The sequence below is a fragment of the Flavobacterium arabinosi genome, assembly GCF_048158725.1.
GTDB lineage: Bacteria > Bacteroidota > Bacteroidia > Flavobacteriales > Flavobacteriaceae > Flavobacterium > Flavobacterium arabinosi.
Window position 1 is genome coordinate 137,826 of the sequence record NZ_JBLNKX010000009.1, and the last position, 26,663, is coordinate 164,488.

Below are 26,663 nucleotides of genomic sequence, written 5' to 3' on the forward strand. Positions count from 1 at the left end.
TTCACTTCTCCAGTTCGATATCTCACGTGTCTCGTGGAGATGCTTCCTTCGTCAGCATGACAAATTTGTAGATTGTTGGAATGTTAAAAAACGTCATTGGTAGTTACTGAACATCCCATAGCAATGAAATTCTTTCTATGCCCACAAGCAAGAACTGGCTTATAAAAAATGCGAATTTTGAAACTTTTTATATTTCTTATATAAATAAAACACCTATTAAATCCCGAACTTTGACAGAATGAAATTCTAATGAACAAAAAACAAATTGTAACTTAAAACATGTATTATGAATAACTTATTTAGAGGACTTTTAGCAGGTTACGGTGCAAAAAAATTAGGAGGCGGATGTTTTGGTACTATCATCGTTTTTATTATTCTTTGGGTATTGCTAGGTCAATGCAGCCACTAAGGTATTTTTAATTATTAGCCCCGAAGCCCAGCTCAACAAAGTCTGTACGAAGTCTCCAGATTTCGTACCCACTGCTTTATGCAGCTACTGCTTTAGTAGAATATTTTACAGCTTGTGTTTGTTGCCTATTGGAATAGATTCAAAGTCGGGAGACTTCGCAGAGCCTTCATAGAAAATCTTTAATCTACCATTGCAAATTGCCGTTCGCCACTACCTCAATCACATTGTATAAACCTTATTATTAACTTAACTTTGCAGTTATAATTAATCCTATTACAACCGTTTAAAAATGTAACCATGAATATTTTAGATTTAATAAAAAAAAGATATACTGCAAAGAAATACAACGCTGACAAAGCTATACCACAAGAAAAAATTGAAGATTTGAAAGAGGTTTTACGCCTCACTCCTTCCTCTATAAACATTCAGCCTTGGAAATTTACATTTGTACAAAATCCAGAAATTAAAGCAAAATTAGCTTCAGTTTCCATGCATAATGAAGAAAAAATAAATCAAGCGCAACTATTGGTTGTATTTAGTGTAGCGGATGATTTGGATGCTTTTCAAAAAGTGGTAGACACCGAATTACCGCAAGCCAGAAGGGATTGGTACAATCAAATGAAAGCGAGTATGCCTGAAGCCGATTTGAAAATATGGCTGTCCAAACAAGTTTATATCGCCTTGGGAGTTGGTCTGACGGCTAGTGTTTCATTAGGTCTGGATTCGACAGCAATGGAAGGTATAGAATCGGATAAATATAGGGGCATTCTTAATATGACAGCATACAAACCACTCTTTGCAATGGCCGTAGGTTACGGTTCGGAAGATGATTTCAACCGAATTGAAGTTACACCAAAATCTAGGAGATTACAAGAGAGTGTAATTGAAACTATTTAAACAAAACCGGGCTAAACCAGCTGTACATTTTTAGATAAAAAATAACATCCCTACCTTTGGGCATGATATCCAAACAAGAATCGAAACGAATTTTTCGATTCCTATAAAAATATAAAATGAAATTTAAAGGAATTATTTTTGATTTAGACGGAACATTGGTGAATTCTCTGGAAGACATTGCAGATGCTATGAATAGTGTCCTTCAAGGCCTCAACTATCCTACGCACAGTTATGATGCTTATCAATATTTCATTGGTAGTGGCCTTAGAAATTTGGTAAGTAAAGCCTTGCCGGCAACACATAATGATGAAACACAAATTGATCGTTGTTACCATTTGATGGTTGAAGTATATCGTGATAATTGTACGCGTAAAACAAAAGCCTATGATGGGATCTTCGAATTATTAGACGAATTAAAATCACGCAATATAAAACTAAGCGTATTTTCGAATAAAGCAGATGACCTGACAAAGGAAATTACAGCAGCCCTATTTCCTGATTATTTTGATCCAATAGTAGGTTTGACGACAGAATCACTAAAAAAACCGAATCCGTTTAAAACAGTGGAAATAAGTAAAAACTTTGGATTAAAAGCTGAAGAAATCATTTTCATAGGAGATTCCGGTATTGATATGCAAACGGCAACGAATGCCAATATGTGTGCCGTAGGGGTTTCATGGGGCTATAGACCAGAAGACGAATTGATTGCAAATGGAGCAAAATATGTATTAAACCAACCCTTAGATTTAATTGCTATTTTATAATTAGTATCCAAAAAAGTAAAAGTGCGTAACCGCTTTAATTTGTAGCAGCAATTTCACAAGTTGCAAAGTGTACAATTGGAAAATTACACGAATTGGCGATAAAACAGAGTTGGTTTGCTTTTTTATGCAAGCTAAGTGCCTCATCGATTTTTTCTTTGTTGCTGATACAAACTTTCGGATTCAGTTTAATTGCAATAAAACGGCCGCTACCGTCGGCCAAAACTTCAAGACTTGCTTCCGCTTCGTCCGTATAGGAAACCACGTCAATCCCATTTTGACTACAAACATATAAGTAAGACATCATGTGACAGGAAACCACACTGCTCAATAACAGGTCTTCAGGATTGTACAAAGCAGGATCTCCTTTGAAAGCTTTAGCTGCTGAAACATGTAGAACAGCTTTGCCGTCAATTGTTATGGTATGACTTTTAGTATACGTCGCCACTTCCTTTTTAGAAAAAAACCAATCTAATTTGGCTATAAATACATGTTTGAATCCCATAATTATTTTTATTTCAAAAGTAAATATAAACAGTACTGCTAATACAGAAATATTTTGGGTGAATATTAACTAAAAATTCACCCTTTTTATAAATAGAGTAAATCAAAAAGTAGTAGCTTCGCATCAATAAACAATCAAAACGCGCAAATTAAATTTGGGTAATCAATACCAAAATCAACGTAGTTTAAAAAACAATCAAAATGGCATCAGGTTTTTTCGCACTCTTAGATGATATCGCAGCAATTATGGATGATGTTGCAGTAATGAGTAAATTTGCAGCCAAAAAAACGGCTGGTATTTTAGGCGATGATTTAGCCGTAAATGCCGAAAAAGCTTCCGGATTTATTTCATCAAGAGAACTTCCCGTATTATGGGCAATTGCAAAAGGTTCTTTCATTAATAAAGTAATCATTTTACCCATCGCCTTTCTGCTGAGTGCTTTTTTACCTGTGGCTGTTATCATAATCTTAGTGCTTGGTGGACTTTATTTAGCCTACGAAGGCGCCGAAAAAATATATGAATACTTCTTTCCACACGAACATACAAAACACGAAATTTCGTTGGAACCGATGACCGAAGAACAAATTTTAGCTTTCGAAAAAGAAAAAATAAAATCAGCCATCGTAACCGATTTTATTCTATCAGTAGAGATTGTAATTATTGCGCTGGGCACCGTAATTGGAAAACCTATTTTATCACAGATTATGGTTGTTTCCATCATTGCAATAATAGCAACCGTGGGTGTTTACGGGATTGTAGCCCTAATTGTAAGAATGGATGAAGCAGGTTTAAAACTGATTCAACTGAGTTCCAAAGAACGCAGTTTTACAAAAACGGTAGGTAATATTCTGGTGCAAGCACTGCCAAAGGTCATCAAAAGTTTATCCGTCATAGGTACTATCGCCTTGATATTAGTGGCAGGCGGCATATTTGTACATAATATCGATTTCTTACATCATGTATTACCTCAATTGCCCTCCATCGTAACCGAATTTATAATCGGACTTATAATCGGTGGAATTGTTTTGGGAATTGTAACCCTGTTCAAAAAGATAATTGGCAAAAAGTAAGCAGCAATTGAATACACTTTAGTCTTATAAATAATAAAAACTAGGAGAACATCAGTCGAAAGGCTGGTGTTTTTTTATGCTTTTTTTTTAGGAGCAGAACATTTCTAATTTTTCATCACGAGTTGTCCCGCTGTCCGCAGTATCTTTTTATAAACGCAACCCTATCGGGTTACATTTATAAAAAAGGATACTTGCTCCCATCGGGGCTATTTGACATCGAGTTTTTTCCAGAATAAAGTTTTCGAAAAAAGTGCTTTGTTAAAATTAGACTCTGTTATAATCATATTGGAATAAAAAATTGATCAATAATTTGTAAGAAAATTTTAATATATTTGTTTACTATACCGCTATAAAATAGCAACAATCTACCCAATTAAGGTTGTATAGTCGCTACTTTATAGCGACTATATGCAAGTTAACTGTTATTTAACCGCAGAATCAAGAATCTAAAGATATAATTTTTGAAAAAAATAGTGCCAAACTTAATTAGAATAAATACAGAATATACTCCGTTAGAAGCCGAGAATTTATTTTTATGGAGATGTGAAAAAACCATAAGTCACGGTTATTCTTTTTCTATTATGGATTTTAATTGTTATTGCGGATTAAAAATAAAAAGAGAAGGTTTGGAAAATTTACATCCAAAAATTGTCAATTATATTTTAGAAGACGGTGAAATAAAACGTGAAATAAAATACGAATTAATTCGTCTAAAAACATTAGATAATCAAGAAATTACTGAAGTAGAAAAATTATTTTTTAATAACGAAAGGCGAATATTAGTAGATAAACGAAAAGAAATTATTAAAAATGAAATCGACAGAATAAATATTAAGGGAAAAATATTAAATCAAATAAATTATAAAAATTCAGACTATTACAGAGAATTACTAAACTTAACCAATCAATTTGTTGATGTGACAATCTTGGATTACTTTATTCCAATAGTTTTAACATACGAAAGATTAGTACATATTTTTATAAAACACGTTGAAGAAACAAAGTTTGGTGATGGACAATTTAAAACAAGAACTTTTTTTAATTATGAAAGTTCTGAAATTTGGACATTAATTACAACAATAATCAAAATAGATGAAGAAAATATCAAAGAACATTTTATTGAAAATGCTGTAAATAAAGATTTAGGAAAACCAGAATTAATGAAGGACTATCGTCGAAATGCAAATAATCCAATAATGATTGAAGATGATAAATTTGCTCTGACAATTGATAAAAATGGTTTTATAAAGATGCTTCACCAAATATAAACAACAGCTAACACACGTTTGTGGCTATTGCGGAATTTAGTGGAATTATTATTTTTTAATTGTATTTTCGTTTAACCGAAAATACTCGTTTTCAAAACTCCACAACAGCCACAAGCGTGGGAACGTTACCTTTTACAAAATACGAAATGAAAATCTTAAAAGTAACATATGTATTGTCATCTATAATTGGAATTTTCCTCTTAATTGTTGGAATATTTATGAAACTTGGTAATATTGAATCTCATGGTTGGTTTTTTACAAAAAAAGGTAATTTAACAAATGGAGTATTAGATGCAAATGGAACTTTAATACTAGCAGTAATAATTTTACTTTTTTCTATTTGGAACAAAAGAATGTATATGCAAGAAAAACAAAATCACGATAGATTAAAAAATATTGAAAAGAATGAAAATATGTTAAGGGGGAAATATAATATTTTTAAGATACGTAAGATTAATAAAAAATAATGTAACTGCTACATCTCCTCGCTATCGCAAGCGTCCCGCTGGTGAACAAAAAAAGCAAATAATTTATTGACAAATATCAAAAGGACTCTGACTATTATAATTTTAACTTCAACATAATAAATATGAAAATTTTTAAACCAACCAATAAATCTCTGACCACAGTAGTTACTTTATTCATATTAACACTTTTCTTTGGTACAAATGCTATGGCTCAGGAAAAAATTCAAATGGTTAGATTGGCAAAAATTAAAGTTGATCCATTGCAATTGGACAAGTATAATCTTGCATTAAAAGAACAAATGACTACTGCAGTTCGTCTTGAACCTGGAGTGCTAACTTATTACGCCGTTGCGGACAAAACCGAACCATCACACATCACAATACTTGAAATATATGCTGATACAACGGCATACAAATCACACATAGAAACAACTCATTTTAAGAAATATAAGGAGACTGTTAAAGAGATGGTTAAATCTCTGGAACTTGTAGAGGTTACCCTAATTGGCTCGGCAAATAAAATGGATAAATAATCCGTAAAAAAAACAACTCTTAGCGATACAGCTAATGGTGAAAAGAACCGCTCCAAATAAGTAATACTACACTAAAACAACTTATATATTCTGTGAATTGGAATCATCACACCTTGCTTTAACATAACATTTTTGTCAGTAACACCCCAAACCGTAGTATCTACTATTTTTTTGGATTCGTTATCTTCAAAGAAAATTTTAATTTTTGAATGCTCAAGATTACCCAATGATAAAGCCCTATTGATCTCACTTATTCTCGTTTTTATTTCGTCCATATCGTCAAGAACATCTGTTGTCGGAAATTTAAGAAGAGCTATGTCTTCTTTATCTATGATTTGAAATTCTTCTGTCATAATTGTAAAATTTAATGAATTATAAAATACAGTATTCTGGCAAAACAAAACTTACCCATTTCGTTAGCTATAATACCATATACAAAAATAAAGCCTCCTTAACTTTGTTAATGCCAATTTTATATTAATTTTTTCTCCAGCTCAAAATCCCGCTCTACGAAGTCTCCCGACTATGGAGTAGTTCATGAAAAAACCCGAATGCGAGGATTTTCAACTCGAACGAACGGACATAGCAAGACAACGATAGTACTACTAACAAATAAACTCTCGGTAATTTTTGACTTCCGATTGGTTAATTTAAAACATTCTAAACAAGAGCTTTTCAGTAATAAAAAACTTCCATTAATTCCGATTTCTAACAACGCTAAATAGTATCCAAGTTTATTTTACCAAAATCTAAAAAATAAACAAATCAAAATAACTACCTTTGAAAGATTAAAAAAACAAAGTAATCATGGGAGCTTTAGAACTAAGAGACAGTATTTTAGAATCTATAAATACCGCTGATGAACGTCTTTTAAAAGTCGTAAAAGCTGTTATAGAAAGTTATCAAGATGAGGAAATAGTAGCTTTTACAGTGGACGGAAAGCCCATAACTAGAGCGATATATAAATCAGAATTAGTCGAAGCAAAAGCTGAAATAAAACGAGGAGAACATAGTACGCAGGAAGATTTGGAAAAAGAATCTGAGAATTGGTAATGGATAAATTAAAAATTATCTGGACAAATACAGCCAAAACACAACTAAAAACTATCTTCGATTACTACAAGGAAAAATCAGTACAAGGAGCAACAAATGTAAAAGATGATATTCTAAAAATAACCAGAGAACTTCGTTATATAGAACAATATCAGCAAGATGAAATAGAACCTGAATTTAGGAGAATCATTATAAGAGATTATAAATTACTCTACAAAGAAGATGAAAAAGGAGTTGTATTTATAGCACGGATATTTTGCACTAAACAAAATCCAAATAAACAGTTGGAGTAAAAAAGAGTTGAAATAAACTCTTTTTTTATGAAATAAATCTACTCTCAGCATTTTAGTGACTTCAGAATAGTGCTTAAAATCCAATATACCCAGGACTATTAAAATCTAAAAAACACATTACCTATATTTCTGCTTCTTAACAAACTCACCCAACACCCAACTTCTATCTGCAATGCATTACAAATACTGCGATTGAACAGCATAAAATAATATACTATATATTTTTAATCGGAATTAATTTGTAAATACTCATTTATTAGATACATTTGAGTAATCGATTACATTATTCTCTTTTTAGTTTTACATGGGCTCCTTTTTATTACCCTTGCTACTAAAATCAATACCTGTAAAACGCAATTATTAGGGATTTAAAAAACAACTAAAATAGATGGTAACGGCTACACGATTAATTGCGATACTTTTAAATGTTTTTCCCTCGCTTAAAAAGGTTAAAATCAGGAAATAAAGAATAAAACTTACATAGAGCCAAATGGTTTTATGAACTTTAAAAAAAAATTAAATCAAATTAAATAAGAATGAAAACGAAACCAATTAACCTATTCTGCATCGCTTTGACAGTTTTAATAACTCTCTGGTCGAAAAATAGTGTAGCCCAAAATTCAAAGTCCGATGAAACGTATAAAAACATTGAATTCAAAATGGCTAAAGTCAAAGAACCCATAATTCCGAACAACAGTGTAAACATAAAAGATTTTGGCGCTGTAAATGGTGGAACTGTTTTAAATACCAAGGCTTTTGCCGATGCCATTGCTGCCGTATCCAAAAAAGGAGGTGGAAAAGTGATTATCCCTCCCGGAATTTGGCTTACTGGTCCCATCATTTTGAAAAGCAACATCGAATTGCATGCAGAAACAGGTGCCTTAATAAAATTTTCAACTGATAAAAGTTTATATCCACTAATCGAAACCAGTTTTGAAGGATTAAATACTTGGCGTTGCATCTCCCCTATTTATGGAAAAAACCTAGAAAACGTAGCTTTTACGGGAAAAGGAGTTTGGGACGGTTCAGGCGAGGTTTGGAGACAAGTCAAAAAGAGTAAACTTACCGAAAGTCAATGGAAAAAATTTGTTGCTTCGGGCGGAGTACTCAATGAAAAAAAAGACAGCTGGTATCCATCGGAAACGTTTATGAATGCTTCTAAAGGTGCCGACCAAAATGTACGCCTCGATTTAAAAACAAAAGAAGAATTTGAAGCCATTCATGATTTTCTTCGTCCGGTTATGGTAAGCATTCAAAACAGTAAAAGAGTATTATTTGACGGGCCTGTATTTCAAAATTCTCCTGCTTGGAATATTCATCCGTTAATGGTGGAAGATTTAATTGTTCGTAATGTATCCGTTCGTAATCCTTGGTTTTCTCAAAACGGGGATGGTCTTGATGTAGAATCGTGTAAAAATGTGATCATTGAAAATTCAAGTTTTGATGTGGGCGACGATGCCATTTGCATCAAATCAGGAAAAGACAAAGATGGTCGTGATCGTGCTGTTCCTTGCGAAAACATTATTGTAAGAAATAATATCGTTTATCATGGACACGGAGGTGTGACTGTAGGTAGCGAAATGTCTAGCGGAGTAAAAAATATGCACGTATCGAATTGTTCTTTTATGGGAACTGACGTTGGATTGCGTTTTAAAAGCAATCGTGGACGTGGCGGTGTTGTCGAAAACATCTTTATCTCGGATATTTTCATGACCGATATTCCTTCACAGGCTATTTCTTTCGACCTTTATTATGGAGGGAAATCCATTGCAGAAACTTTGGCTGAAGGAGGAAATAAAATTAATACCAAAATGGTTCCTATTGATGAAAAAACGCCACAGTTCAAAAACATTTCTATCAAAAACATAACCATTGCAGGAGCGTATCAAGCCGTATTTTTACAGGGCTTGCCTGAAATGAACCTTGAAAACATCGAAATTTCAAATTTGACTGCAAAAGCAGATAAAGGTTTTTCAATCATTGATGCCAAAGGAATCAAACTTAACAATATCAAACTGGACATAAAAGAAAGCAATATATTTGACATTTATAATGGTAAAAACATGTCCTTTAAAAACATTGAATTTAATTCGACATCACCTAAGGCGGTTACAATTAATGGGGCGGCTTCCAAGAATATTGAATTAGTTTCTTCGCCTAAGTTGGATTATTCCAAAACAACTAGTATTGGAGAAACAGTTCCTAAAGGAGCTGTAAAATTATAAACCAATAAAATTCTCTAGTAACCGCATGGATAAGACACTCCGAATTCTAATGACTTCGGAGTAGTTCTTAAAATCCAATACGATATAGCCAGAGAGTATTTAAAACAAAAAACACATTACCCCTATTTTCTACTCTTTATAAAATTCACTATTTTTGCAGTCTAAAATTTTAGTCATGCCAAATAAGAAATACAAAATAGCAGTCATTCAATTGAATCTTAATGATATTGCCGAAAACAACTTGAAAAAATGTATCAGTTGGGTTCGTGATGCCGCTAACCTTGGTGCCGAAGTTATTTCGTTGCCGGAATTATACAGCAGTCATTATTTTTGTCAAAGCGAAGATGTAGATAATTTTGCTTTGGCAGAACCATTATACAGCACTTCGTTTATTGCTTTCAGTGCTTTGGCAAAAGAGTTAGGCGTAGTGATTATTGTTCCTTTCTTCGAAAAAAGAATGGCAGGAATTTACCATAATAGCGCCTACATTATTGATACTGACGGATCAGAAGCAGGATTGTATCGCAAAATGCACATTCCGGATGATCCTCATTTTTATGAAAAATTCTATTTTACGCCTGGTGATTTAGGTTTTAAAACTATTCCGACTCAAAAAGGAAAAATAGGAACACTAATTTGTTGGGATCAATGGTATCCCGAAGCAGCTCGTTTAACCGCTTTACAAGGTGCTGAAGTATTATTTTACCCAACAGCAATTGGATGGCATCCAGCAGAAAAAGATGAATATGGTGTAAATCAACATGGTGCTTGGATGAGTGTAATGAAAGGTCACGCAGTTGCAAATGGCGTGTATGTTGCAGCAGCAAACAGAATTGGTTTAGAACAATATTTACCTGATACAGCGGGAATTCAGTTTTGGGGATCTTCGTTTATAGCGGGGCCACAAGGCGAAATTTTGGCGCAAGCCTCACACGACAAAGAAGAAATCCTGATTGCCGAAGTAGATTTAGACTTACAAGAAAACGTACGTCAGAACTGGCCTTTCTTTAGAGACAGAAGAATAGACGCTTTTGGTGATATTACAAAAAGAGCGATTGACTAAATAATCTTTCTATAATAGAAAATCCCTGCTGAGAAATAATTCTAAGCAGGGATTTTTATTTAAAATAAACTTCTATACCTAATTCAAATCCGGTTGGAATATTTTAACGGTTCCATCCCCTTCACTACTCACCACCACTAAACTTCTTTTGGTAGGACTTTTCGAAGCTGGAATAAAAAGCAACCCTTCTGGAGCATCACCTGTTTTAAAAGTCTGTAAATATTTTGGAGCGGCTGGATTCGAAACATCATACACCATAACGGCATCCACTCTTTCCAATCCAACAAAAAGAATCGTTTTATCTCCCATTTTAGTGACCACAACTGATTCTGGTTCTACTGATTTATCATCACTTCTAGTATCATCATACACACCAAATTCTTGTGCTTTCTTATCTAATTCATTTTTACTGTCGAATACCATTTCTCCAGTATTTCCATTCCAAATAGAAAAAGAGCGAGCTCCAAAAGAAACTAATTCGTCAAAATCACCATCGCCGTCCGTATCACCCATTTTGGTATTGATATTCAACCTTCCCATACTTGTTTCTGCTTTTAAAGCAGCAGCATTAGGAAACGCTATTGGATCAAGAACAACCGAAGAACTGCTGATTCTTTTTACATCCACAAAAGCAGAATATTCTCTGGCATCTCCTTCATTTGCAGTAACAAAATAAGGAATTTTATTGATTTCAAAATTAGTGATAGCATCCGGTTGAAACATTCCTTTCAATTTCCACATATTCATAAAAACACCACCGTCTTTATCGCTGATATCAATTGCATTTTCGGCAAGATTGTACTCTTTATAACCTAATGGAAAAATATTCGTAATTTTTTTGGTAGTCAAATCAATTTTAGCCACTCCGTTGTTTTCCTGTAAGGTAACCCAAGCCGTTTTAGAATCAGAAGAAATGGTTATGTATTCCGGTTCAATATCGGAGGTGAAATTATTGGTTGGACTTGCAATTCTGAATCCTTTTGTTTTCAGCGTACTCAATTGACTGCTAAAATTTTCGAAAGTTAACGTTGTCACCGCATAATTATTATTCACCGCAATAATAGAAACGGATCCATCCGGATCTATAGAATAGGTGTCATTTGGCTCTCCTTCATTAGCAGTCATGATGTAATTCCCATCAGGAGAAAACGTAATCATATCTGGCAAAGCACCAACCGTAATTTCTTTTATCACACTGTAATTAGCCGTATCAAAAACGACCACTTTTCCGGCATCTTGCTTATTAGGTTTCGCTTCTAATGCAACTGCTAATTTACCATTATACGTTGTAACGCTATTTGAAGCTCCATTAAATGGCGTTAAATCGATACTTGCTATAAAAACCGGACTGGATGGATTAGATAAATCAATAACATCTATTCTATTCGTATTACTGTTGTTAACCGTAAATAATTTTTTAGAAACTTCATCATAAGCACTTATTTCAGCAGCTCCGGCACCACCAATAGTTATCGAACCAATTTCTTTGAAACTGGCTGCATTTTCATTTACAACCAACTCAGAAGATTCCTTATTCGAGTCATTTTCGCAACTTGACAATACCATAATTGCCGCCAGTATTGTAATACCATATTTTTTCATAACTGTATTTTTATTTTTTTTCAAAAATACCTAGCTGTAACTCGACAAGAATTAACTCAATATTATATAATCATTACCAAAACTATTCCTGTAAATTATGTAGTACTCAAAAAATGATCTTTGTCAACTATTTCAAAATCCTCCTGAATGTTTATATTTGTACGCTGTAAAATTAGAAACGCTGTATGACGACAAACAATAGAAGATTTCCTGCTGAGTGGGAAAAACAACAAGGTATTTTACTATGTTTTCCACACAATGGAAAAGATTGGCCTGGGAAATATGAAGCTGTAAAATGGGCTTTTGTAGAATTTATAAAAAAAGTGACCACTTTCGAGCAAGTCTTTTTAGTTGTTGCCGATGAAAACCAAAAAGAAAAAGTCAATGCAATGCTGGAAACAGCACATGTTGCCCTAACAAATGTTTCGTACATCATTCATAAAACCAATAGAAGTTGGATGCGTGATTCGGGTCCAATAATCGTTAAAAACGGTGCCGAAAGAGAAGCTTTGAACTTCAATTTTAATGGTTGGGCAAAATATAAAAACATTCAATTAGACAAATTCGTTCCTGCGAAAGTAGGCGAATTTCTAAATATTCCTGTTACTTCGGTAATGTACAAAGGAAAACCGGTAATTGTTGAAGGAGGCGCAATCGATTCAAATGGACGCGGTACTTTACTGACTTCAGAAGAATGCTTGATGCATCCGGATATTCAGGTTCGGAATCCAAATTTTACCAAAGCAGATTACGAAGCTGTTTTCAAGGAATATCTTGGAATTACAAATGTGATTTGGTTAGGCGACGGAATTGAAGGTGACGATACTCACGGGCACATTGATGATTTATGCCGATTTGTAAACGAAGATACTATTGTGACCATTGTAGAAACAGATCCAAAAGACAACAATTACAAACCATTACAAGACAATTTAAAACGCTTGCAAAATGCCAAACTGGAAAATGGAAAATCACCTGTAATTGTGATTTTACCAATGCCAAAACGCTTGGAATTTGATGGCTTGCGATTGCCTGCCAGTTATGCTAATTTCCTGATTTTGAATAATTGTGTTTTGGTTCCTACTTTTAACGACAGCAATGATAGAAAAGCGTTAAACATACTTTCAGAATGTTTTCCTGATAGAGAAATCATCGGAATTAGTGCTACTGATTTTATTTGGGGTTTTGGAACATTACATTGTTTGAGTCAACAAATTCCTGAATAAAAATTCAAGTTTTTCTTTTGCATAAAAAAACACCAACATTATGCTGGTGTTTTTTTTGTGACTCGACTCAATAAATATAAATTACTCTTTAGTAAAAGGTATTTTCTGCCCATTAGTCAAAATCATGTCTAATCCTATTTTAGTTTCATTGAATTTAAATGTAATTCCTGCTTGTTTAGACTCAAAAGTATCTTTTGCAATACGTTCAACAGTAAACTTTGGATAATCCGTTATTGCAACATTTAAAATACTGTTCTTTTCTGAAAACACAATTTTAATTGGTGAATTTTTATTAGAATAAGTCCCTAAATATTCATCTAATACAATGTCAACATCAACCATTCCATTGGCAGAAGTCCAAATGTTATTGCTGTCATTACTATCAGGAAGTACGTGATCAGGGTCGATTGTAATGCTTTCAATTTCCTCGGTAGAATTATGCTTGAATGACCATTCAACATTTTTTTGCCAAACTTCTACAGGTAATTTAACTCGAGTTACGTTTCCGCTTTTAGTTTTTATATCTAAAATTACAGGCATTGCCATTTTTTCGAAGTTTTCAATTGAAATTATAACGCCTTGTTTAGGATCATTTTTTATATATTTAATCGAGTTAATTCCCTGGTCTAAACGCCAGTTGTATTGAAACCAACCTCTCCAAAACCAACTTAAATCTTCTCCTGCAACATTTTCAATAGTTCTAAAGAAATCATCGGGAGTTGGATGTTTAAATGCCCAACGTTCTACATACGTGCGAAAAGCCAAATCAAAACGCTCCGGACCTAAAACTTGCTCACGCAAAATCACTAATCCCGAACTAGGTTTAAAATAACATAAAAGGCCAATATTAGCTTCTTTCATATTATCTGGTGAACTCATAATCGTTTCTAAATTTGGATTAGTAAACGTTTCTGCCCTGTCGTGTAAATCAGTTACTTTCTCTTTGTATTCCCCATTATTAAAATCAACAGAACTTAGTGAATTAATAAAGGTATTGAATCCTTCATCCATCCAGGCAAACAAGCGTTCGTTTGAACCTACAACCATTGGGAACCAATTGTGACCAAATTCATGATCTGTAACTCCCCATAAATCCTCACCTTTTGATTCCCATCCACAAAAAACAATTCCTGGATATTCCATTCCACCTTCATTTCCAGCCACATTTGTAGCTACTGGATAAGGATATTCTAACCATCTTTTAGAATAATTTTCTATCGAAGCTTTCGTATATTCTGTGGAACGTCCCCAAGCATCATTTCCTGCACTTTCTATAGGATATGCTGAAAGCGCCAATGATTTTTTACCACTTGCTAAGTTAATTTTTGCACCATCTAAAATGAAAGCTGCAGAGGAAGCCCAAGAAAGATCACGTGCATTTTTAATTTTATAATGCCAAGTCTTTTCCGTTTTGGGAGCAGTACTATTTGCTGCAGCGGTAACTTCATCAGCAGAACGAATTAGTACCGTTTTATCACTTTTTGAAGCTTGCGCCAAACGCTTTTGTTGCTCAACAGAATATACTGCTGTAGGATTTAGTAATTCGCCGGAACAAACTACAATATGATTCGAGGGAGCAGTAATATTTACATCTAAATCGCCATATTCTAAATAAAACTCCGAAGCTCCTAAATAAGGATTCGTATTCCATCCACGTACATCATCATACACACACATTCTAGGATACCATTGTGCTATGGTAAATATTTTACCGTTTTTAGTCTCCAATACTCCCATTCTATCTGAACCTTCGTTAGGAGCTATAAAAGAAAAATCAATTTTAATTTTTACAATTCCACCCTTAGCATTCAATCCCTGAGGAATAAAAACCTGCATTCTGGTATCAGAAATTATATATTTAGCAACAGATTCAATTGTCTTTCCATTACTAGTCGCAATTACTTTAACCGATTTGATTTTATGACCTCCGTCAAAAATTTGACCCTGGGCACCATTTCGGCTTCCTGTAATGGGAACAACTGCGTTTCCTCTTGAATCTGATTTAAATAAATTTTGATCCAGATTCATCCAAACAAAATTCATTTTGTCCGGACTATTGTTTGTGTAGGTTATAATTCCTGATCCGGTAATTTCATTGTTTTGATCATTCAGCCGTGCCGTCAATTGGTAATCCGCTCTGTTTTGCCAGTATTCTGATCCTGGCTGACCACTTGCTGAACGGGTAGTTGTTCCGTTTTTAGTATAAAAAAACGGGGCAAAAGCATCATGGTAATCATACTTTGAACCTTCGTTAATTGTTGCATTTGTAGGAGTTTGTTGTGCCCAAATAGACGAAACTCCCACTAATAAAGTCAAATTTAATAGGACTCTGAAGCGGCTTTTTTTCATTTTCATTTTATTTATATCACAAATAAATGAAAAAAAAGAGAATTTTAAACTAATTTTAAGAAATTTGGCTAAATTTTGAAGAAAATAAAATTAATGTCAATCCCAATTATTATCAAAAATTATAAAATATATTTACCATCTAAAATCAATTTTTAAATTAACTGGAAACTATTTTGACTACAACACTTAAAAACTCGAATCTAACTGCTGAAATTAAACACTTTGGAGCCGAATTATGTTCTTTAAAGAATAATAAAAATAAAGAATATATCTGGGAAGGAAATCCTGATTTTTGGGGCAAGCATTCCCCTATTTTATTTCCTATTGTAGGTACGCTAAAAAATAATTCCTATCAATATAATGACACCGAATATCATTTATCACGACATGGTTTTGCCAGAGATATGGAATTTGAATTAATTGATAAAAAGGAAAATACTGCCACTTTTTCGATACAGTCTTCTGAAGAAACGTTAAAAGTATATCCATTTGCATTTGAATTACAGCTCATTTACACATTGGATGAAAATAGTTTACGCATTGAATATAAAGTTATTAATAAAGGAGAATCACAAATGCCATTTTCTATTGGGGCACATCCAGCATTTGCTTTACCCGGAAATTTTGAGAACTATTACTTGGTATTCGAAAAAGAAGAACCACTGGAATATTATCTTCTTGAAAATGATTTGATTTCTGATAAAACTAAAAAATTAGATGTTCAAAACAACCTAATTCCACTGACCTACCAATTATTCGAAAATGATGCTATAATTTTTAAAACATTAGAATCAAATTCATTGATGATTTTAGAAAATGAAAATCCTGTTTTGAGAGTAAATTTCAAAGATTTTCCAAGTTTAGGAATTTGGACAAAAGTGAACGCGCCATTTCTTTGCATAGAACCTTGGTTTGGTTATTCAGATACAAACGAAAATTCTGGAAATCTATTTAAAAAAGAAGAAATTCAAATTCTGAACGCAAATCAAACATTTCATTCTGAATTTAGCATCGAAATCTTTTAATTTTTAAAGCAACAAAATATGTTAACCATAAATTTTAATCCATTTCCGAATCTGGAAACCGAGCGTTTAATATTGAGACGTGTTGATGCAAGTGATGTAAATGAAATTTTCGATTTACGTTCTAATCCTAAAACGATGAAATATATTCCAAGACCTTTAGTAAAAACTACTGAGGATGCCTTGGAACACATAGCTATGATTGATGCTAAAATTGAAACTAACGAAGGAATCAATTGGGCAATTACGCTTAAAGACAGTCCAAAACTGATTGGTATCATTGGACATTACAGGATAAAACCGGAACATTTTCGAGCAGAAATTGGTTATATGCTACTTCCTGAATTTAATGGAAAAGGAATCATGCCTGAAGCTGTAAAAGAGGCTGTTAATTATGGTTTTAAAGTAATGCAGCTGCATTCAATTGAAGCTATAATTGATCCAGAAAATTTTGGTTCTGAAAAGGTATTACAAAAAAGTGGTTTTGTAAAAGAAGCCCATTTAAAAGAAAATGAATTTTATGATGGGCATTTTTTAGACACTGTTATTTATTCTATTTTGAATAAAATCTGATAAAATTTTCAATACCCGATTCAGTATAAAAATGGATTCGTAATCGCTTTGAAAGAATAATCTTTATATTTGCCACCAAAATAAATGCTTCTCCAAAGCATTACGCAAACTTTATCATGAAAAAATTATTAGTAATTGCAATTCTTATCTTTTCAATTCATTCACAAAGTCAAACCTATGTAAAGGTTAATGCATTAACTACTATGTTAGCAATTCCAAATGTAGGTATTGAAACTAGTATTGGAAAAAAATCCACTTTTCAATTCGACATTTTAGCTTCTCCCTGGAAATCGATAGCTGGAAAGCCGAGAGAATTTTACACATTTACCCCAGAATATCGGTACCATTTTAAAGAAAAATATAACGGGTTTTATGTTGGAGCCCATATTGGTGCCAGCATATTTAATTTTCAAAAGTGGAATTATTTAAATACTGATAAATATGAAAAAGGTGTTGGATATTTTGTAGGTTCAACTCTAGGATACCAGGTGAAAATTAATGATAAATTTATGTTGGATTGTTTCTTTGGTGGTGGATGGCATCAAGGTTTTTATAAAGGATATTATATTGGTACTAACGAACGCTATGAAACTGCGGAAAAATATAACAAAAGCGGCGAATGGATCCCATACAGAGGAGGCGTAATGATTTCATATAAATTAAACTAAACTTACTTCAGTAATTTAGGCAATGATTTCAGGTACAGATCTTCCACTAGCTTTCTAGCCCAATCTGTTTTTCGTAAAAAAGTCAAACTGGATTTCACACTTGGATTATCTGTGAAACATTTAATTTTAATGAGTTCTCCCAAAGTATCAAATCCATAATGATCGACTAATTGTTCCACAATTTTTTGAAGGGTCATTCCGTGTAAAGGGTCTTTTGATTTCAAATTTTCCATTTTGCAAATTTAAGTATTTATATAAAAACAATTGGTGTTTCGTAGATTTGTTTCTACCTTTGTATTCCTATGCTAAAAACAATAAATATCTACAATAAAAGAGCCAAATTCGACTACGAAATAATCGAGACATTTACTGCTGGAATTGTTTTGGCAGGAACTGAAATTAAATCCATTCGATTAGGAAAGGCTAATATTACAGAGAGTTTTTGTGAATTTAGTAACAACGAACTTTTTGCAATCAATACTTATATTGAAGAGTATACTTTTGGTAATCAATTCAACCATAAAGCCAGAAGCGAACGTAAATTACTTTTGAATAAAAGAGAATTGAAAGGATTAATCAAAAGCGTTCAAGCCAAAGGACTGACTATTATTCCTTTAAAATTGTTCACTAATGAAAAAGGAATGGCTAAACTACAAATTGGTCTTTGTAAAGGAAAGAAAACCTATGACAAACGCGAATCGCTAAAAGAACAAGATACTAAACGCGACCTTGACAGAATAAAAAAATCATTTTAAATTAAATTTTAAGTCTAAAATTTTGTTTTTTTATCAAAATAAAATGACTAAATTTGTCAAGACAATTTAAAACATTTTTCATAAAATGAAAACACTACTCAAAAATGCAAGAGAACAAAAAGGACTCAAGACAAGAGAAGTGGCTCAACTTTTAGGAATTGATCAAGCCTTAATCAGTAAATTTGAAAGTGGTACGAGAAAGCCTACTAGAGATCAAGTTTTGAAACTTGCAGCTTTACTTGAAATAGATTTAGAAACAATAATGGTAGCTTGGCTTAAAGAAAAAATTCTTTATGAAATAGGTCAAGATGAATTTGCATTAAAAGCATTACAGGTTGCAGAGGAAGAAATAAGATACCAAAATAAAGCTGTTAAGAAAAAGGTATCTACAACATTACAAAAAATTCTAGATGAAATAGATTCCTTAAAGAAAAAATTAGATTCTTTTAGAGCGTTTGACAGTTATCGTATTGCTCAGGCATTGGAACTAGAATATACTTTTGAAAGTAATCGTATCGAAGGGAACACGATGACGCTTCGGGAAACTGATTTGGTTATCAATGAAGGTTTGACAATTTCGGGGAAAAGTATGCGGGAACATCTTGAAGTAATTAATCATCAGGAAGCGATTGCTTATATCAAAGATTTGACACAAAAAAACACTTCCATAAATGAACGAGAAGTACTTTCTATTCACAATCTTATTTTAAGAGGTATTCATCCTGAAGATGCAGGACGTTATAGAAAAGTACAGGTCATGATACAAGGAAGTAGCCATATGCCTCCACAACCTTTTCTGGTTGCCAAAGAAATGGAAGATTTTTTCATTTGGTTTGAAACCAATAAAAACAGCCTTCATCCTATCATTTTAGCTGCCGAAATGCACGAACGCTTAGTCACTATCCATCCTTTTATTGATGGAAACGGAAGAACTTCACGCTTGGTCATGAACTTAATTTTACTGCAACATGGCTACATCATTGCTAATATAAAAGGTGATTATGAAAGTAGAATGCAATATTACCAAGCACTGGAAACAGCTCAAACTAAAAATAATAAAGAAGATTTTTTGTTATTTATAGCTCAAATGGAAAAAGAAAGCTTAGAACGTTATCTAAGTATTATTGGTCAATAAAAAACCCGCTTTTTAGCGGGTTTCAGTTAATTTTTATCTTCTAATAGTGGTACAAATCGAAACTCCCCAAACTCATGTTTCTCAAATTGTGTTTCATTTTTTCTGATTAGTAAAGTCATAATTTGGACATCTTCTCCTAATGGAATAACCAACCTTCCTCCTATTTTTAACTGCGCCATCAAAGGCTGGGGAATAAATGGAGCTCCCGCAGTTACAATAATACTATCAAAAGGCGCGTAACTTGGTAATCCTTTGTATCCATCTCCAAAAGAAAGATGTTTGGGACGAATACCTAATTTTGGAAATAAAATAGAAGTTTGTTTAAACAATTCATTTTGTCTTTCTACGCTAAAAACTTTTGCTCCCATGGTACATAAAACAGCCGTTTGATAACCTGAACCTGTTCCTATTTCTAAAATTTTATGCTCTTTTTTGACTTCTAATAATTGGGATTGAAAAGCTACTGTATACGGTTGAGAAATAGTTTGGCCTGCGCCAATAGGGAATGCTTTATCTTGATAGGCATAATCTTCAAAACTGGAATTCAAAAATAAGTGTCTTGGGATTTTTTTTATCGCAGCCAGAACACTTTTATCAGTAATCCCTTTTTGTTCCAAAGTGCTTACTAACTGATTCCGAAGTCCTTGATGTTTGGCTGTGTCTTTCAAAGTTTACTATTTTATTTCGGCAAAAATAGAAAAGAATTTCTAATATCAAATATTGAAAATTGAATTTAAAATACATTAAATAATTGTTCATTATCAATAAAAAATTAATCAATTAATTGCTATTTTTGTACAAATTACATAATTATGCTGAAAATTGGAGTATTAGGTGCCGGTCATCTAGGAAAAATACATTTGCGTTTATTACAACAATCAGAAAAATATGAATTGGTTGGTTTTTATGATGAAAATCTTGAAAATGGAGCCAAAATTGCTGCTGAATTTGGATACAAACAATTTGAGACCATAGCCAAATTGATTCACGCTGTTGATGTTATAGACATCGTCACTCCTACCCTTTCTCATTACAAATGTGCTAAAGTTTCTATCAAATCAGGAAAACACGTTTTTATTGAAAAACCCATTTCTACAACTGTTGAAGAAGCTGAAGAAATAATCGCTTTAGCAAAAGAGTACAATGTCAAAGGACAAGTAGGACATGTAGAGCGATTCAATCCAGCGTTTATCGCTACCAAAAACATGATTGAAAATCCTATGTTTATTGAAACGCACCGTTTGGCGGAATTCAATCCTCGGGGTACGGATGTTCCCGTAGTGCTGGATTTGATGATTCATGACATTGATGCTATTTTGAGTGTTGTAAAATCCAAAGTTAAAAATATCAATGCCAGTGGCGTTTCCGTTATAAGTGAAACTCCGGATATTGCTAATGCCCGAATCGAATTCGAAAATGGTTGTGTAGCTAATTTAACTGCAAGCAGAATTTCGATGAAGAACATGCGTAAATCTCGTTTCTTCCAGAAAGATGCCTATATCTCCGTTGATTTCCTTGAAAAGAAATGCGAAGTGGTAAAAATGAAAGATGCTCCAGAAATTCCTGGTGACTTTGATATCATTTTACAAAATGCTGAAGGTGTAAAAAAACAAATCTACTTTTCAAATCCTGATGTGGAACAAAACAACGCAATTCTTGACGAATTAGAATCATTTGCTAATGCCATCACCAATAATACAACTCCTGTTGTAACATTGGAACAAGCAACCGAAGCTTTAAAAGTGGCGTATCAAATCATTGATTGTTTTAAAAAATAAATAAGATTAGTTTAAAGTTCAAGTTATAAAGTCTCCCTAGAGAAACTTTATAACTTGAACTTTAAACTTTAAACCAAAATATAAATGAAAACAATAGCTGTAATAGGTGCAGGAACAATGGGTAACGGAATTGCCCATACTTTTGCCCAAAGTGGTTTTACCGTAAAATTAATTGATGTTTCCGAAAAATCTTTGGATAAAGGAATGGCAACTATTGCTGCTAATTTAAACCGAATGTTGACCAAAGGTACCATCACCCAAGAAGATGTAGTAAAAACAATTACCAATATAATCACGTATACGGATATCAAAGATGGTGTTGTAGGTGTTGACTTAGTGATTGAAGCAGCTACGGAAAATGTTGAATTGAAACTGAATATTTTCAAGCAATTAAACGAAGCTTGTTCTCATAATACGATTTTGGCAACCAATACTTCTTCCATTTCCATTACACAAATTGGAGCGATAGTAGCACATCCGGAACGTGTTATTGGAATGCATTTTATGAATCCGGTGCCTATTATGAAATTGGTAGAAATCATTCGTGGTTACAATACGAGCGACGAAGTGACCAAAATCATCATGGACTTATCTGAGAAATTAGGAAAAACTCCTGTTGAAGTAAACGATTATCCTGGTTTTGTTGCCAATAGAATTTTGATGCCCATGATTAACGAAGCCATCGAAACGCTATATAACAAAGTGGCAGGTGTTTATGAAATTGATACGGTTATGAAACTAGGAATGGGCCATCCTATGGGACCTTTACAACTAGCTGATTTTATTGGTCTTGATGTCTGTTTAGCCATTTTAAATGTAATGTACGACGGATTCAAAAACCCAAAATATGCCCCTTGTCCATTATTAGTAAATATGGTTCGTGCTGGGAAAATGGGAGTGAAAACCAGTGAAGGTTTCTACGATTATTCGGAAAGCAAAAAAGCAGAGAAAATTGCTAAACAATTTATTTAATATGTCAATCGCACAAAACCTTCTCAAAATAAAATCCACTTTACCAGAACACGTAACTCTTGTTGCTGTTTCAAAAACCAAACCTGTTACTGATTTGATGGAAGCTTATGAAGCGGGACAACGCATTTTTGGAGAAAACAAAATCCAGGAAATGGCCGAGAAATGGGAACAAATGCCCAAAGACATTCAATGGCATATGATTGGTCACGTTCAGACCAATAAAGTCAAATTTATGGCACAATTTGTGAGCTTGATTCATGGCGTGGATAGTTTAAAATTAGTACAGGAAATCAACAAGCAAGCACAAAAAAACGATAGAATTATCGATTGTTTATTACAAATGCATATTGCCGAAGAGGAAACTAAATTTGGACTTGACGAGGAAGAACTCACTTCTCTCCTATCTTCAAATGAATTTCAGAAAATGAAAAACATTCGAATTGTAGGACTAATGGGAATGGCAACTTTTACCGATAATAAAGAGCAAATCAAGAAAGAATTCACTCATTTGAAATCGATTTTTGATTCGATTCGAAGTACAGACGCGATTAATCGCGTTTCTACGGTATCAATGTTATCAATGGGAATGTCCGGTGATTATCAACTTGCAATTGAGTGTGGAAGCACGATGGTTCGAATAGGAAGTAGTATCTTTGGGGGAAGAAAGTAATTTTTGACACAACGATAGATGTTTCATAACTTGAAACTTAAACATTAAACAAAAAATTTGTACGCAATACTTGACATAGAAACCACTGGAGGACAATTCAACGAAGAAGGAATCACCGAAATCGCCATCTATAAATTTGATGGTCATGAAGTTGTGGATCAATTCATCAGTTTAGTCAATCCTGAAATTCCAATTCAGCCTTTTGTTGTAAAATTGACTGGTATTAATAACGCCATGTTGAGCTCTGCTCCCAAGTTTTTTGAAGTGGCCAAACGCATTATCGAAATGACGAATGATTGTGTCATAGTCGCTCATAATGCTTCTTTTGATTACAGAATATTAAGAACCGAATTCAGACGATTAGGTTATGATTTTGAAGCCAGAACACTTTGTACGGTTGAATTATCAAAAAAGTTATTACCGGAGCAACCCTCCCATAGTTTAGGAAAACTGGTTCGTGCTCTTGGAATCCCAATGGCAGACAGACACCGTGCTAGCGGCGATGCATTGGCAACAGTGAAATTATTCAAAATCCTTTTGGAGAAAGATTTAGAAAAAGAAATTGTCAAAGATTTCATTAAACTAGAAATTGAAAAAGGAATTGCCCCCAAATTATTAGACATTGTTTCAAGTTTACCCGCAAAAACCGGAACTTATTACATTCACAATGAAAAAGGAAATTTGATTTATATTGGCAAAAGCCGAAACATAAAAAAACGTATCAACCAACATTTTACTGGAACTTCTGCTAAATGCAAAAAAATACAAGCCGAAGTTTTCACGGTAACTTATGATGAAACCGGAAGCGAACTGATTGCTTTATTGAAAGAAAGCGAAGAAGTAAAAGTCAATAAACCAATCTATAATCGGGCGCAAAGAAAAAGTATTTTCCAATTGGCTTTGTATGCCGAAAAAGACGAAAAGGGTTATCTTAATTTAAAACTTCAAAAAGCGGACGGTCGAAAAAAAGAAATAACTTCATTTACTTCATTACAAGAAGGAAAAGACGCATTGTTTAGAATCACTTCCCATTATAATTTATGCCAAAAATTAACAGGTTTGTATGTTTCAAAAACGAACTGTTTTCAATACAATATAAAAGAATGTGATGGTGCTTGTATAGGCAATGTTTCTCCAGAAGAATACAATACAAGAGTTCAGGCATTCATCGACAAAAACAGTTTTGAAAATCAAAATATGGTACTTATAGACAGAGGAAGAACCATCAACGAGCGCAGTGCGGTTTTAATCGAAAACGGGATTTACAAAGGATATGCTTTTTATGATTTAAACTATCAAATTAACAATATTGAAATCCTTAGAAACATTATAATCCCAATGCAAAGCAACCGTGATACCCGAAATATTATCCAAAGTCATGTCCGAAAAAGTAAAACGCTCAAAATTATACGATTTTAATCATATTCTATTAATTCCCAAATAAATATGAAAACAATAAAATCAAAATTTGAAAGTTTCAGACAAAAAACCAATGTAGTAATCTATGGCACGAATACCGCCTCAGGGCGCTTATTTGACCTTATCCTTTTAGGGATTATTTTATTGAGCGTATTCATAGTTATGCTCGAAACGGTTAAAGGGTTTGATACGAAATACCATCATGAACTCATTGTCCTAGAATGGATTATTACCGTTTTTTTTACTTTAGAATACATTCTTAGAATACTATCCATCAATAAACCTATTAAGTACATTTTCAGTTTCTATGGCATTATCGATTTAATCGCTATTTTGCCCATGTATTTGTCTTTTATTTTGGCAGGAGCCAGCGTTTTAACAGTCGTTCGAGCTATTAAATTATTGAGATTATTCAAGATTTTGAAGCATCCTAAATTTTCTAGCCAATCCATTCACCTAAAAGAAGCTTTGATTGCCAGTAGAGGCAAAATCCTTATTTTTATCTACTTCATGTTAATCAGCAGCATCATAATTGGTTCCATAATGTACGTCGTTGAAGGGGAAGAAGGCGGTTTTACCAGTATTCCCACCAGTATTTATTGGACCATTGTCACACTCACAACCGTTGGTTACGGAGATATATCTCCCATCACACCCTTGGGACAATTCATCGCTTCCATCGTCATGATAATGGGATATGGCGTTATTGCTGTGCCCACAGGAATAGTTACAGCAGAATTTGCCACTAACTCCCTTAAAAAGAAGGTATCTGACACCACTAATCCATGTCCGAATTGTGGAACAGAAGGACATGTATATAACGCTAAATACTGTTTCCATTGTGGTGCAAATTTAAAATAATACTAATCTGAAGCTAATTCCAGTTGTACACTGCAACTCCTCGCTATGAAAGTTGTTTTTCTAAGGCATAAAAGGAGCTTCCTTTGGTCGCTCTTTTACACCAAGAAAAAAGACTTTCATAACTCCGGGGTTTACGTTTCCATCTGGGCTAAAAAATATGAAGTACCTAATAACTATTATCGGACCTACAGCTATAGGAAAAACCTCCTTGAGTATTGTATTAGCCAATTATTTCAAATGTGATATTCTTTCCTGTGACAGCCGACAGTTTTTTAAGGAAATGACTATTGGGACAGCTGTACCAAGCACAACAGAATTGGCGGCAGCATCGCATCATTTCATCCAAAACAAATCCATATTTGAGAATTATACCGTAGGTGATTTCGAGAAAGAAGCAATTACCAAACTCAACGAATTATTCTTGACAAATGATTATGCGATTCTCGTTGGTGGTTCAGGATTATACGTAGATGCAATTTTGAAAGGTTTTGACGAATTTCCCGAAATTGAACCAGCAGTACGTTCAGAAATAACGGCTAATTACGAAAAATTAGGAATTGGATATTTACAACAAAAACTAGAAACACTAGATTCCGATTATTATAAAAGCTTGACAATCGAAAATCCGCAAACTTTACAAAACCCACAACGAATGATGCGTTTTGTGGAAGTATGTTTGGGTTCCGGGAAACCGTATTCTTCTTTTTTAAATCAAAAGCAAAACACGCGTAACTTTACTTCTATTTTAATTGGTCTCGAAGCGGATAGAAAGATCATTTACAACCGAATCAATCAACGTGTTGACATCATGATGAACGAAGGTTTATTGGCCGAAGCAAAAACAGTATTCCCAAATAAAGAATTGAATGCCTTACAAACCGTAGGATATAGAGAATTGTTTAGCTATTTTGACAGACAAATAACATTGGAATTTGCCATTGAAGAAATAAAGAAAAACACCCGACGGTTTTCTAAACGACAACTCACCTGGTTCAAAAGAACTGAAAATACCAAATGGTTTGATTTTGAAACCCCATATGAAGTTATTGTTGATTATATCAATTCCAAAAAATAAAACTTAAATCTAAG

At 33.5% G+C, this 26,663-nt stretch carries 28 protein-coding genes; 22 read left to right on the forward strand and 6 right to left on the reverse strand.

Annotation, left to right across the window (positions count from 1 at the left end):
* Positions 1 to 706: 706 nt before the first annotated feature.
* Positions 707 to 1,306: a nitroreductase family protein gene (locus ACM55K_RS16215; protein ID WP_416851315.1), complete on the forward strand. Its 600-nt coding sequence runs from the start codon at positions 707 to 709 to the stop codon at positions 1,304 to 1,306.
* Between the two features lie 116 nt (positions 1,307 to 1,422).
* Positions 1,423 to 2,070: an HAD family hydrolase gene (locus tag ACM55K_RS16220; RefSeq protein WP_416851316.1), complete on the forward strand. Its 648-nt coding sequence runs from the start codon at positions 1,423 to 1,425 to the stop codon at positions 2,068 to 2,070.
* 34 nt (positions 2,071 to 2,104) lie between these two features.
* On the opposite strand, the gene ACM55K_RS16225 is transcribed toward ACM55K_RS16220, so the two are convergent.
* A complete protein-coding gene (locus tag ACM55K_RS16225) occupies positions 2,105 to 2,572 on the reverse strand; it encodes an OsmC family protein (protein ID WP_416851317.1) in 468 nt (155 codons plus the stop codon).
* Between the two features lie 200 nt (positions 2,573 to 2,772).
* On the opposite strand from ACM55K_RS16225, the gene ACM55K_RS16230 reads away from it, so the two are divergent.
* The 4 genes from ACM55K_RS16230 (at position 2,773) to ACM55K_RS16245 (ending at position 5,910) form a co-directional block, all read left to right on the forward strand.
* On the forward strand, positions 2,773 to 3,642 hold the full coding sequence (locus tag ACM55K_RS16230; RefSeq protein WP_416851318.1) for a DUF808 domain-containing protein: 870 nt from the start codon (positions 2,773 to 2,775) through the stop codon (positions 3,640 to 3,642).
* Between the two features lie 461 nt (positions 3,643 to 4,103).
* Positions 4,104 to 4,910 carry a hypothetical protein gene (locus ACM55K_RS16235; RefSeq protein ID WP_416851319.1) on the forward strand — a complete coding sequence of 269 codons (807 nt, stop codon included), beginning with the start codon at positions 4,104 to 4,106 and terminating at the stop codon, positions 4,908 to 4,910.
* 146 nt (positions 4,911 to 5,056) lie between these two features.
* Entirely contained in the window at positions 5,057 to 5,377 is a 321-nt protein-coding gene (locus tag ACM55K_RS16240) for a hypothetical protein (protein ID WP_416851320.1), read from the forward strand.
* Between the two features lie 122 nt (positions 5,378 to 5,499).
* Positions 5,500 to 5,910, forward strand: coding sequence for a putative quinol monooxygenase (locus ACM55K_RS16245; protein ID WP_416851321.1), 411 nt, complete (start codon positions 5,500 to 5,502; stop codon positions 5,908 to 5,910).
* A gap of 71 nt (positions 5,911 to 5,981) precedes the next feature.
* Here ACM55K_RS16245 and ACM55K_RS16250 read toward each other — a convergent pair whose 3' ends face one another.
* Positions 5,982 to 6,263, reverse strand: coding sequence for a hypothetical protein (locus ACM55K_RS16250; protein WP_416851322.1), 282 nt, complete (start codon positions 6,261 to 6,263; stop codon positions 5,982 to 5,984).
* A gap of 454 nt (positions 6,264 to 6,717) precedes the next feature.
* Here ACM55K_RS16250 and ACM55K_RS16255 point away from each other — a divergent pair, with 454 nt between their 5' ends.
* The 4 genes from ACM55K_RS16255 (at position 6,718) to ACM55K_RS16270 (ending at position 10,544) form a co-directional block, all read left to right on the forward strand.
* Entirely contained in the window at positions 6,718 to 6,963 is a 246-nt protein-coding gene (locus tag ACM55K_RS16255) for a hypothetical protein (protein ID WP_416851323.1), read from the forward strand.
* Positions 6,963 to 7,256: a type II toxin-antitoxin system RelE/ParE family toxin gene (locus tag ACM55K_RS16260; protein WP_416851324.1), complete on the forward strand. Its 294-nt coding sequence runs from the start codon at positions 6,963 to 6,965 to the stop codon at positions 7,254 to 7,256. Before ACM55K_RS16255 ends, ACM55K_RS16260 begins: the two co-directional genes overlap by 1 nt.
* 536 nt (positions 7,257 to 7,792) lie before the next feature.
* Positions 7,793 to 9,481, forward strand: a complete 1,689-nt coding sequence (locus tag ACM55K_RS16265; protein ID WP_416851325.1) for a glycoside hydrolase family 28 protein — start codon at positions 7,793 to 7,795, stop codon at positions 9,479 to 9,481.
* A gap of 175 nt (positions 9,482 to 9,656) precedes the next feature.
* Positions 9,657 to 10,544: a carbon-nitrogen hydrolase gene (locus tag ACM55K_RS16270; protein ID WP_416851326.1), complete on the forward strand. Its 888-nt coding sequence runs from the start codon at positions 9,657 to 9,659 to the stop codon at positions 10,542 to 10,544.
* Between the two features lie 78 nt (positions 10,545 to 10,622).
* Here ACM55K_RS16270 and ACM55K_RS16275 read toward each other — a convergent pair whose 3' ends face one another.
* Positions 10,623 to 12,146 carry a choice-of-anchor I family protein gene (locus ACM55K_RS16275; protein WP_416851327.1) on the reverse strand — a complete coding sequence of 508 codons (1,524 nt, stop codon included), beginning with the start codon at positions 12,144 to 12,146 and terminating at the stop codon, positions 10,623 to 10,625.
* A gap of 185 nt (positions 12,147 to 12,331) precedes the next feature.
* Between ACM55K_RS16275 and ACM55K_RS16280 the strand changes: the two genes are divergently transcribed.
* Positions 12,332 to 13,372 carry an agmatine deiminase family protein gene (locus tag ACM55K_RS16280; protein WP_416851328.1) on the forward strand — a complete coding sequence of 347 codons (1,041 nt, stop codon included), beginning with the start codon at positions 12,332 to 12,334 and terminating at the stop codon, positions 13,370 to 13,372.
* A gap of 81 nt (positions 13,373 to 13,453) precedes the next feature.
* Here ACM55K_RS16280 and ACM55K_RS16285 read toward each other — a convergent pair whose 3' ends face one another.
* A complete protein-coding gene (locus tag ACM55K_RS16285) occupies positions 13,454 to 15,721 on the reverse strand; it encodes a M1 family metallopeptidase (RefSeq protein WP_416851329.1) in 2,268 nt (755 codons plus the stop codon).
* 173 nt (positions 15,722 to 15,894) lie between these two features.
* Here ACM55K_RS16285 and ACM55K_RS16290 point away from each other — a divergent pair, with 173 nt between their 5' ends.
* From ACM55K_RS16290 to ACM55K_RS16300, 3 genes are all read left to right on the forward strand, one after another.
* Entirely contained in the window at positions 15,895 to 16,746 is an 852-nt protein-coding gene (locus ACM55K_RS16290) for an aldose 1-epimerase family protein (RefSeq protein ID WP_416851330.1), read from the forward strand.
* A gap of 18 nt (positions 16,747 to 16,764) precedes the next feature.
* Complete coding sequence (locus tag ACM55K_RS16295; RefSeq protein WP_416851331.1) at positions 16,765 to 17,316, forward strand: GNAT family N-acetyltransferase; 552 nt, start codon at positions 16,765 to 16,767, stop codon at positions 17,314 to 17,316.
* A gap of 116 nt (positions 17,317 to 17,432) precedes the next feature.
* Positions 17,433 to 17,984 (forward strand): DUF3575 domain-containing protein, encoded by a 552-nt coding sequence (locus ACM55K_RS16300; RefSeq protein WP_416851332.1) that lies wholly within the window; start codon positions 17,433 to 17,435, stop codon positions 17,982 to 17,984.
* Positions 17,985 to 17,986: 2 nt separating this feature from the next.
* On the opposite strand, the gene ACM55K_RS16305 is transcribed toward ACM55K_RS16300, so the two are convergent.
* On the reverse strand, positions 17,987 to 18,217 hold the full coding sequence (locus ACM55K_RS16305) for a VF530 family protein (protein WP_416851333.1): 231 nt from the start codon (positions 18,215 to 18,217) through the stop codon (positions 17,987 to 17,989).
* Between the two features lie 69 nt (positions 18,218 to 18,286).
* On the opposite strand from ACM55K_RS16305, the gene smpB reads away from it, so the two are divergent.
* Both smpB and ACM55K_RS16315 read left to right on the forward strand, forming a co-directional pair.
* Positions 18,287 to 18,739, forward strand: coding sequence for an SsrA-binding protein SmpB (gene smpB, locus ACM55K_RS16310; RefSeq protein WP_035671685.1), 453 nt, complete (start codon positions 18,287 to 18,289; stop codon positions 18,737 to 18,739).
* Positions 18,740 to 18,824: 85 nt separating this feature from the next.
* Entirely contained in the window at positions 18,825 to 19,874 is a 1,050-nt protein-coding gene (locus ACM55K_RS16315; RefSeq protein WP_416851334.1) for a Fic family protein, read from the forward strand.
* 26 nt (positions 19,875 to 19,900) lie between these two features.
* Here the strand turns inward: ACM55K_RS16315 and ACM55K_RS16320 are convergent, their stop codons facing one another.
* Entirely contained in the window at positions 19,901 to 20,542 is a 642-nt protein-coding gene (locus ACM55K_RS16320; protein WP_416851335.1) for a protein-L-isoaspartate(D-aspartate) O-methyltransferase, read from the reverse strand.
* Between the two features lie 144 nt (positions 20,543 to 20,686).
* Between ACM55K_RS16320 and ACM55K_RS16325 the strand changes: the two genes are divergently transcribed.
* The 6 genes from ACM55K_RS16325 (at position 20,687) to miaA (ending at position 26,649) form a co-directional block, all read left to right on the forward strand.
* Positions 20,687 to 21,652 carry a Gfo/Idh/MocA family oxidoreductase gene (locus tag ACM55K_RS16325; protein WP_416851336.1) on the forward strand — a complete coding sequence of 322 codons (966 nt, stop codon included), beginning with the start codon at positions 20,687 to 20,689 and terminating at the stop codon, positions 21,650 to 21,652.
* A gap of 84 nt (positions 21,653 to 21,736) precedes the next feature.
* Positions 21,737 to 22,624 (forward strand): 3-hydroxyacyl-CoA dehydrogenase family protein, encoded by an 888-nt coding sequence (locus ACM55K_RS16330; RefSeq protein WP_416851337.1) that lies wholly within the window; start codon positions 21,737 to 21,739, stop codon positions 22,622 to 22,624.
* Position 22,625: 1 nt separating this feature from the next.
* Positions 22,626 to 23,294, forward strand: a complete 669-nt coding sequence (locus ACM55K_RS16335; protein WP_416851338.1) for a YggS family pyridoxal phosphate-dependent enzyme — start codon at positions 22,626 to 22,628, stop codon at positions 23,292 to 23,294.
* A gap of 57 nt (positions 23,295 to 23,351) precedes the next feature.
* Positions 23,352 to 24,713 (forward strand): exonuclease domain-containing protein, encoded by a 1,362-nt coding sequence (locus ACM55K_RS16340; RefSeq protein ID WP_416851339.1) that lies wholly within the window; start codon positions 23,352 to 23,354, stop codon positions 24,711 to 24,713.
* Positions 24,714 to 24,740: 27 nt separating this feature from the next.
* Positions 24,741 to 25,574 carry an ion transporter gene (locus tag ACM55K_RS16345; RefSeq protein ID WP_416851340.1) on the forward strand — a complete coding sequence of 278 codons (834 nt, stop codon included), beginning with the start codon at positions 24,741 to 24,743 and terminating at the stop codon, positions 25,572 to 25,574.
* Positions 25,575 to 25,731: 157 nt separating this feature from the next.
* Positions 25,732 to 26,649 carry a tRNA (adenosine(37)-N6)-dimethylallyltransferase MiaA gene (gene miaA, locus ACM55K_RS16350; protein ID WP_416851341.1) on the forward strand — a complete coding sequence of 306 codons (918 nt, stop codon included), beginning with the start codon at positions 25,732 to 25,734 and terminating at the stop codon, positions 26,647 to 26,649.
* The last annotated feature ends 14 nt before the right edge of the window (positions 26,650 to 26,663 follow it).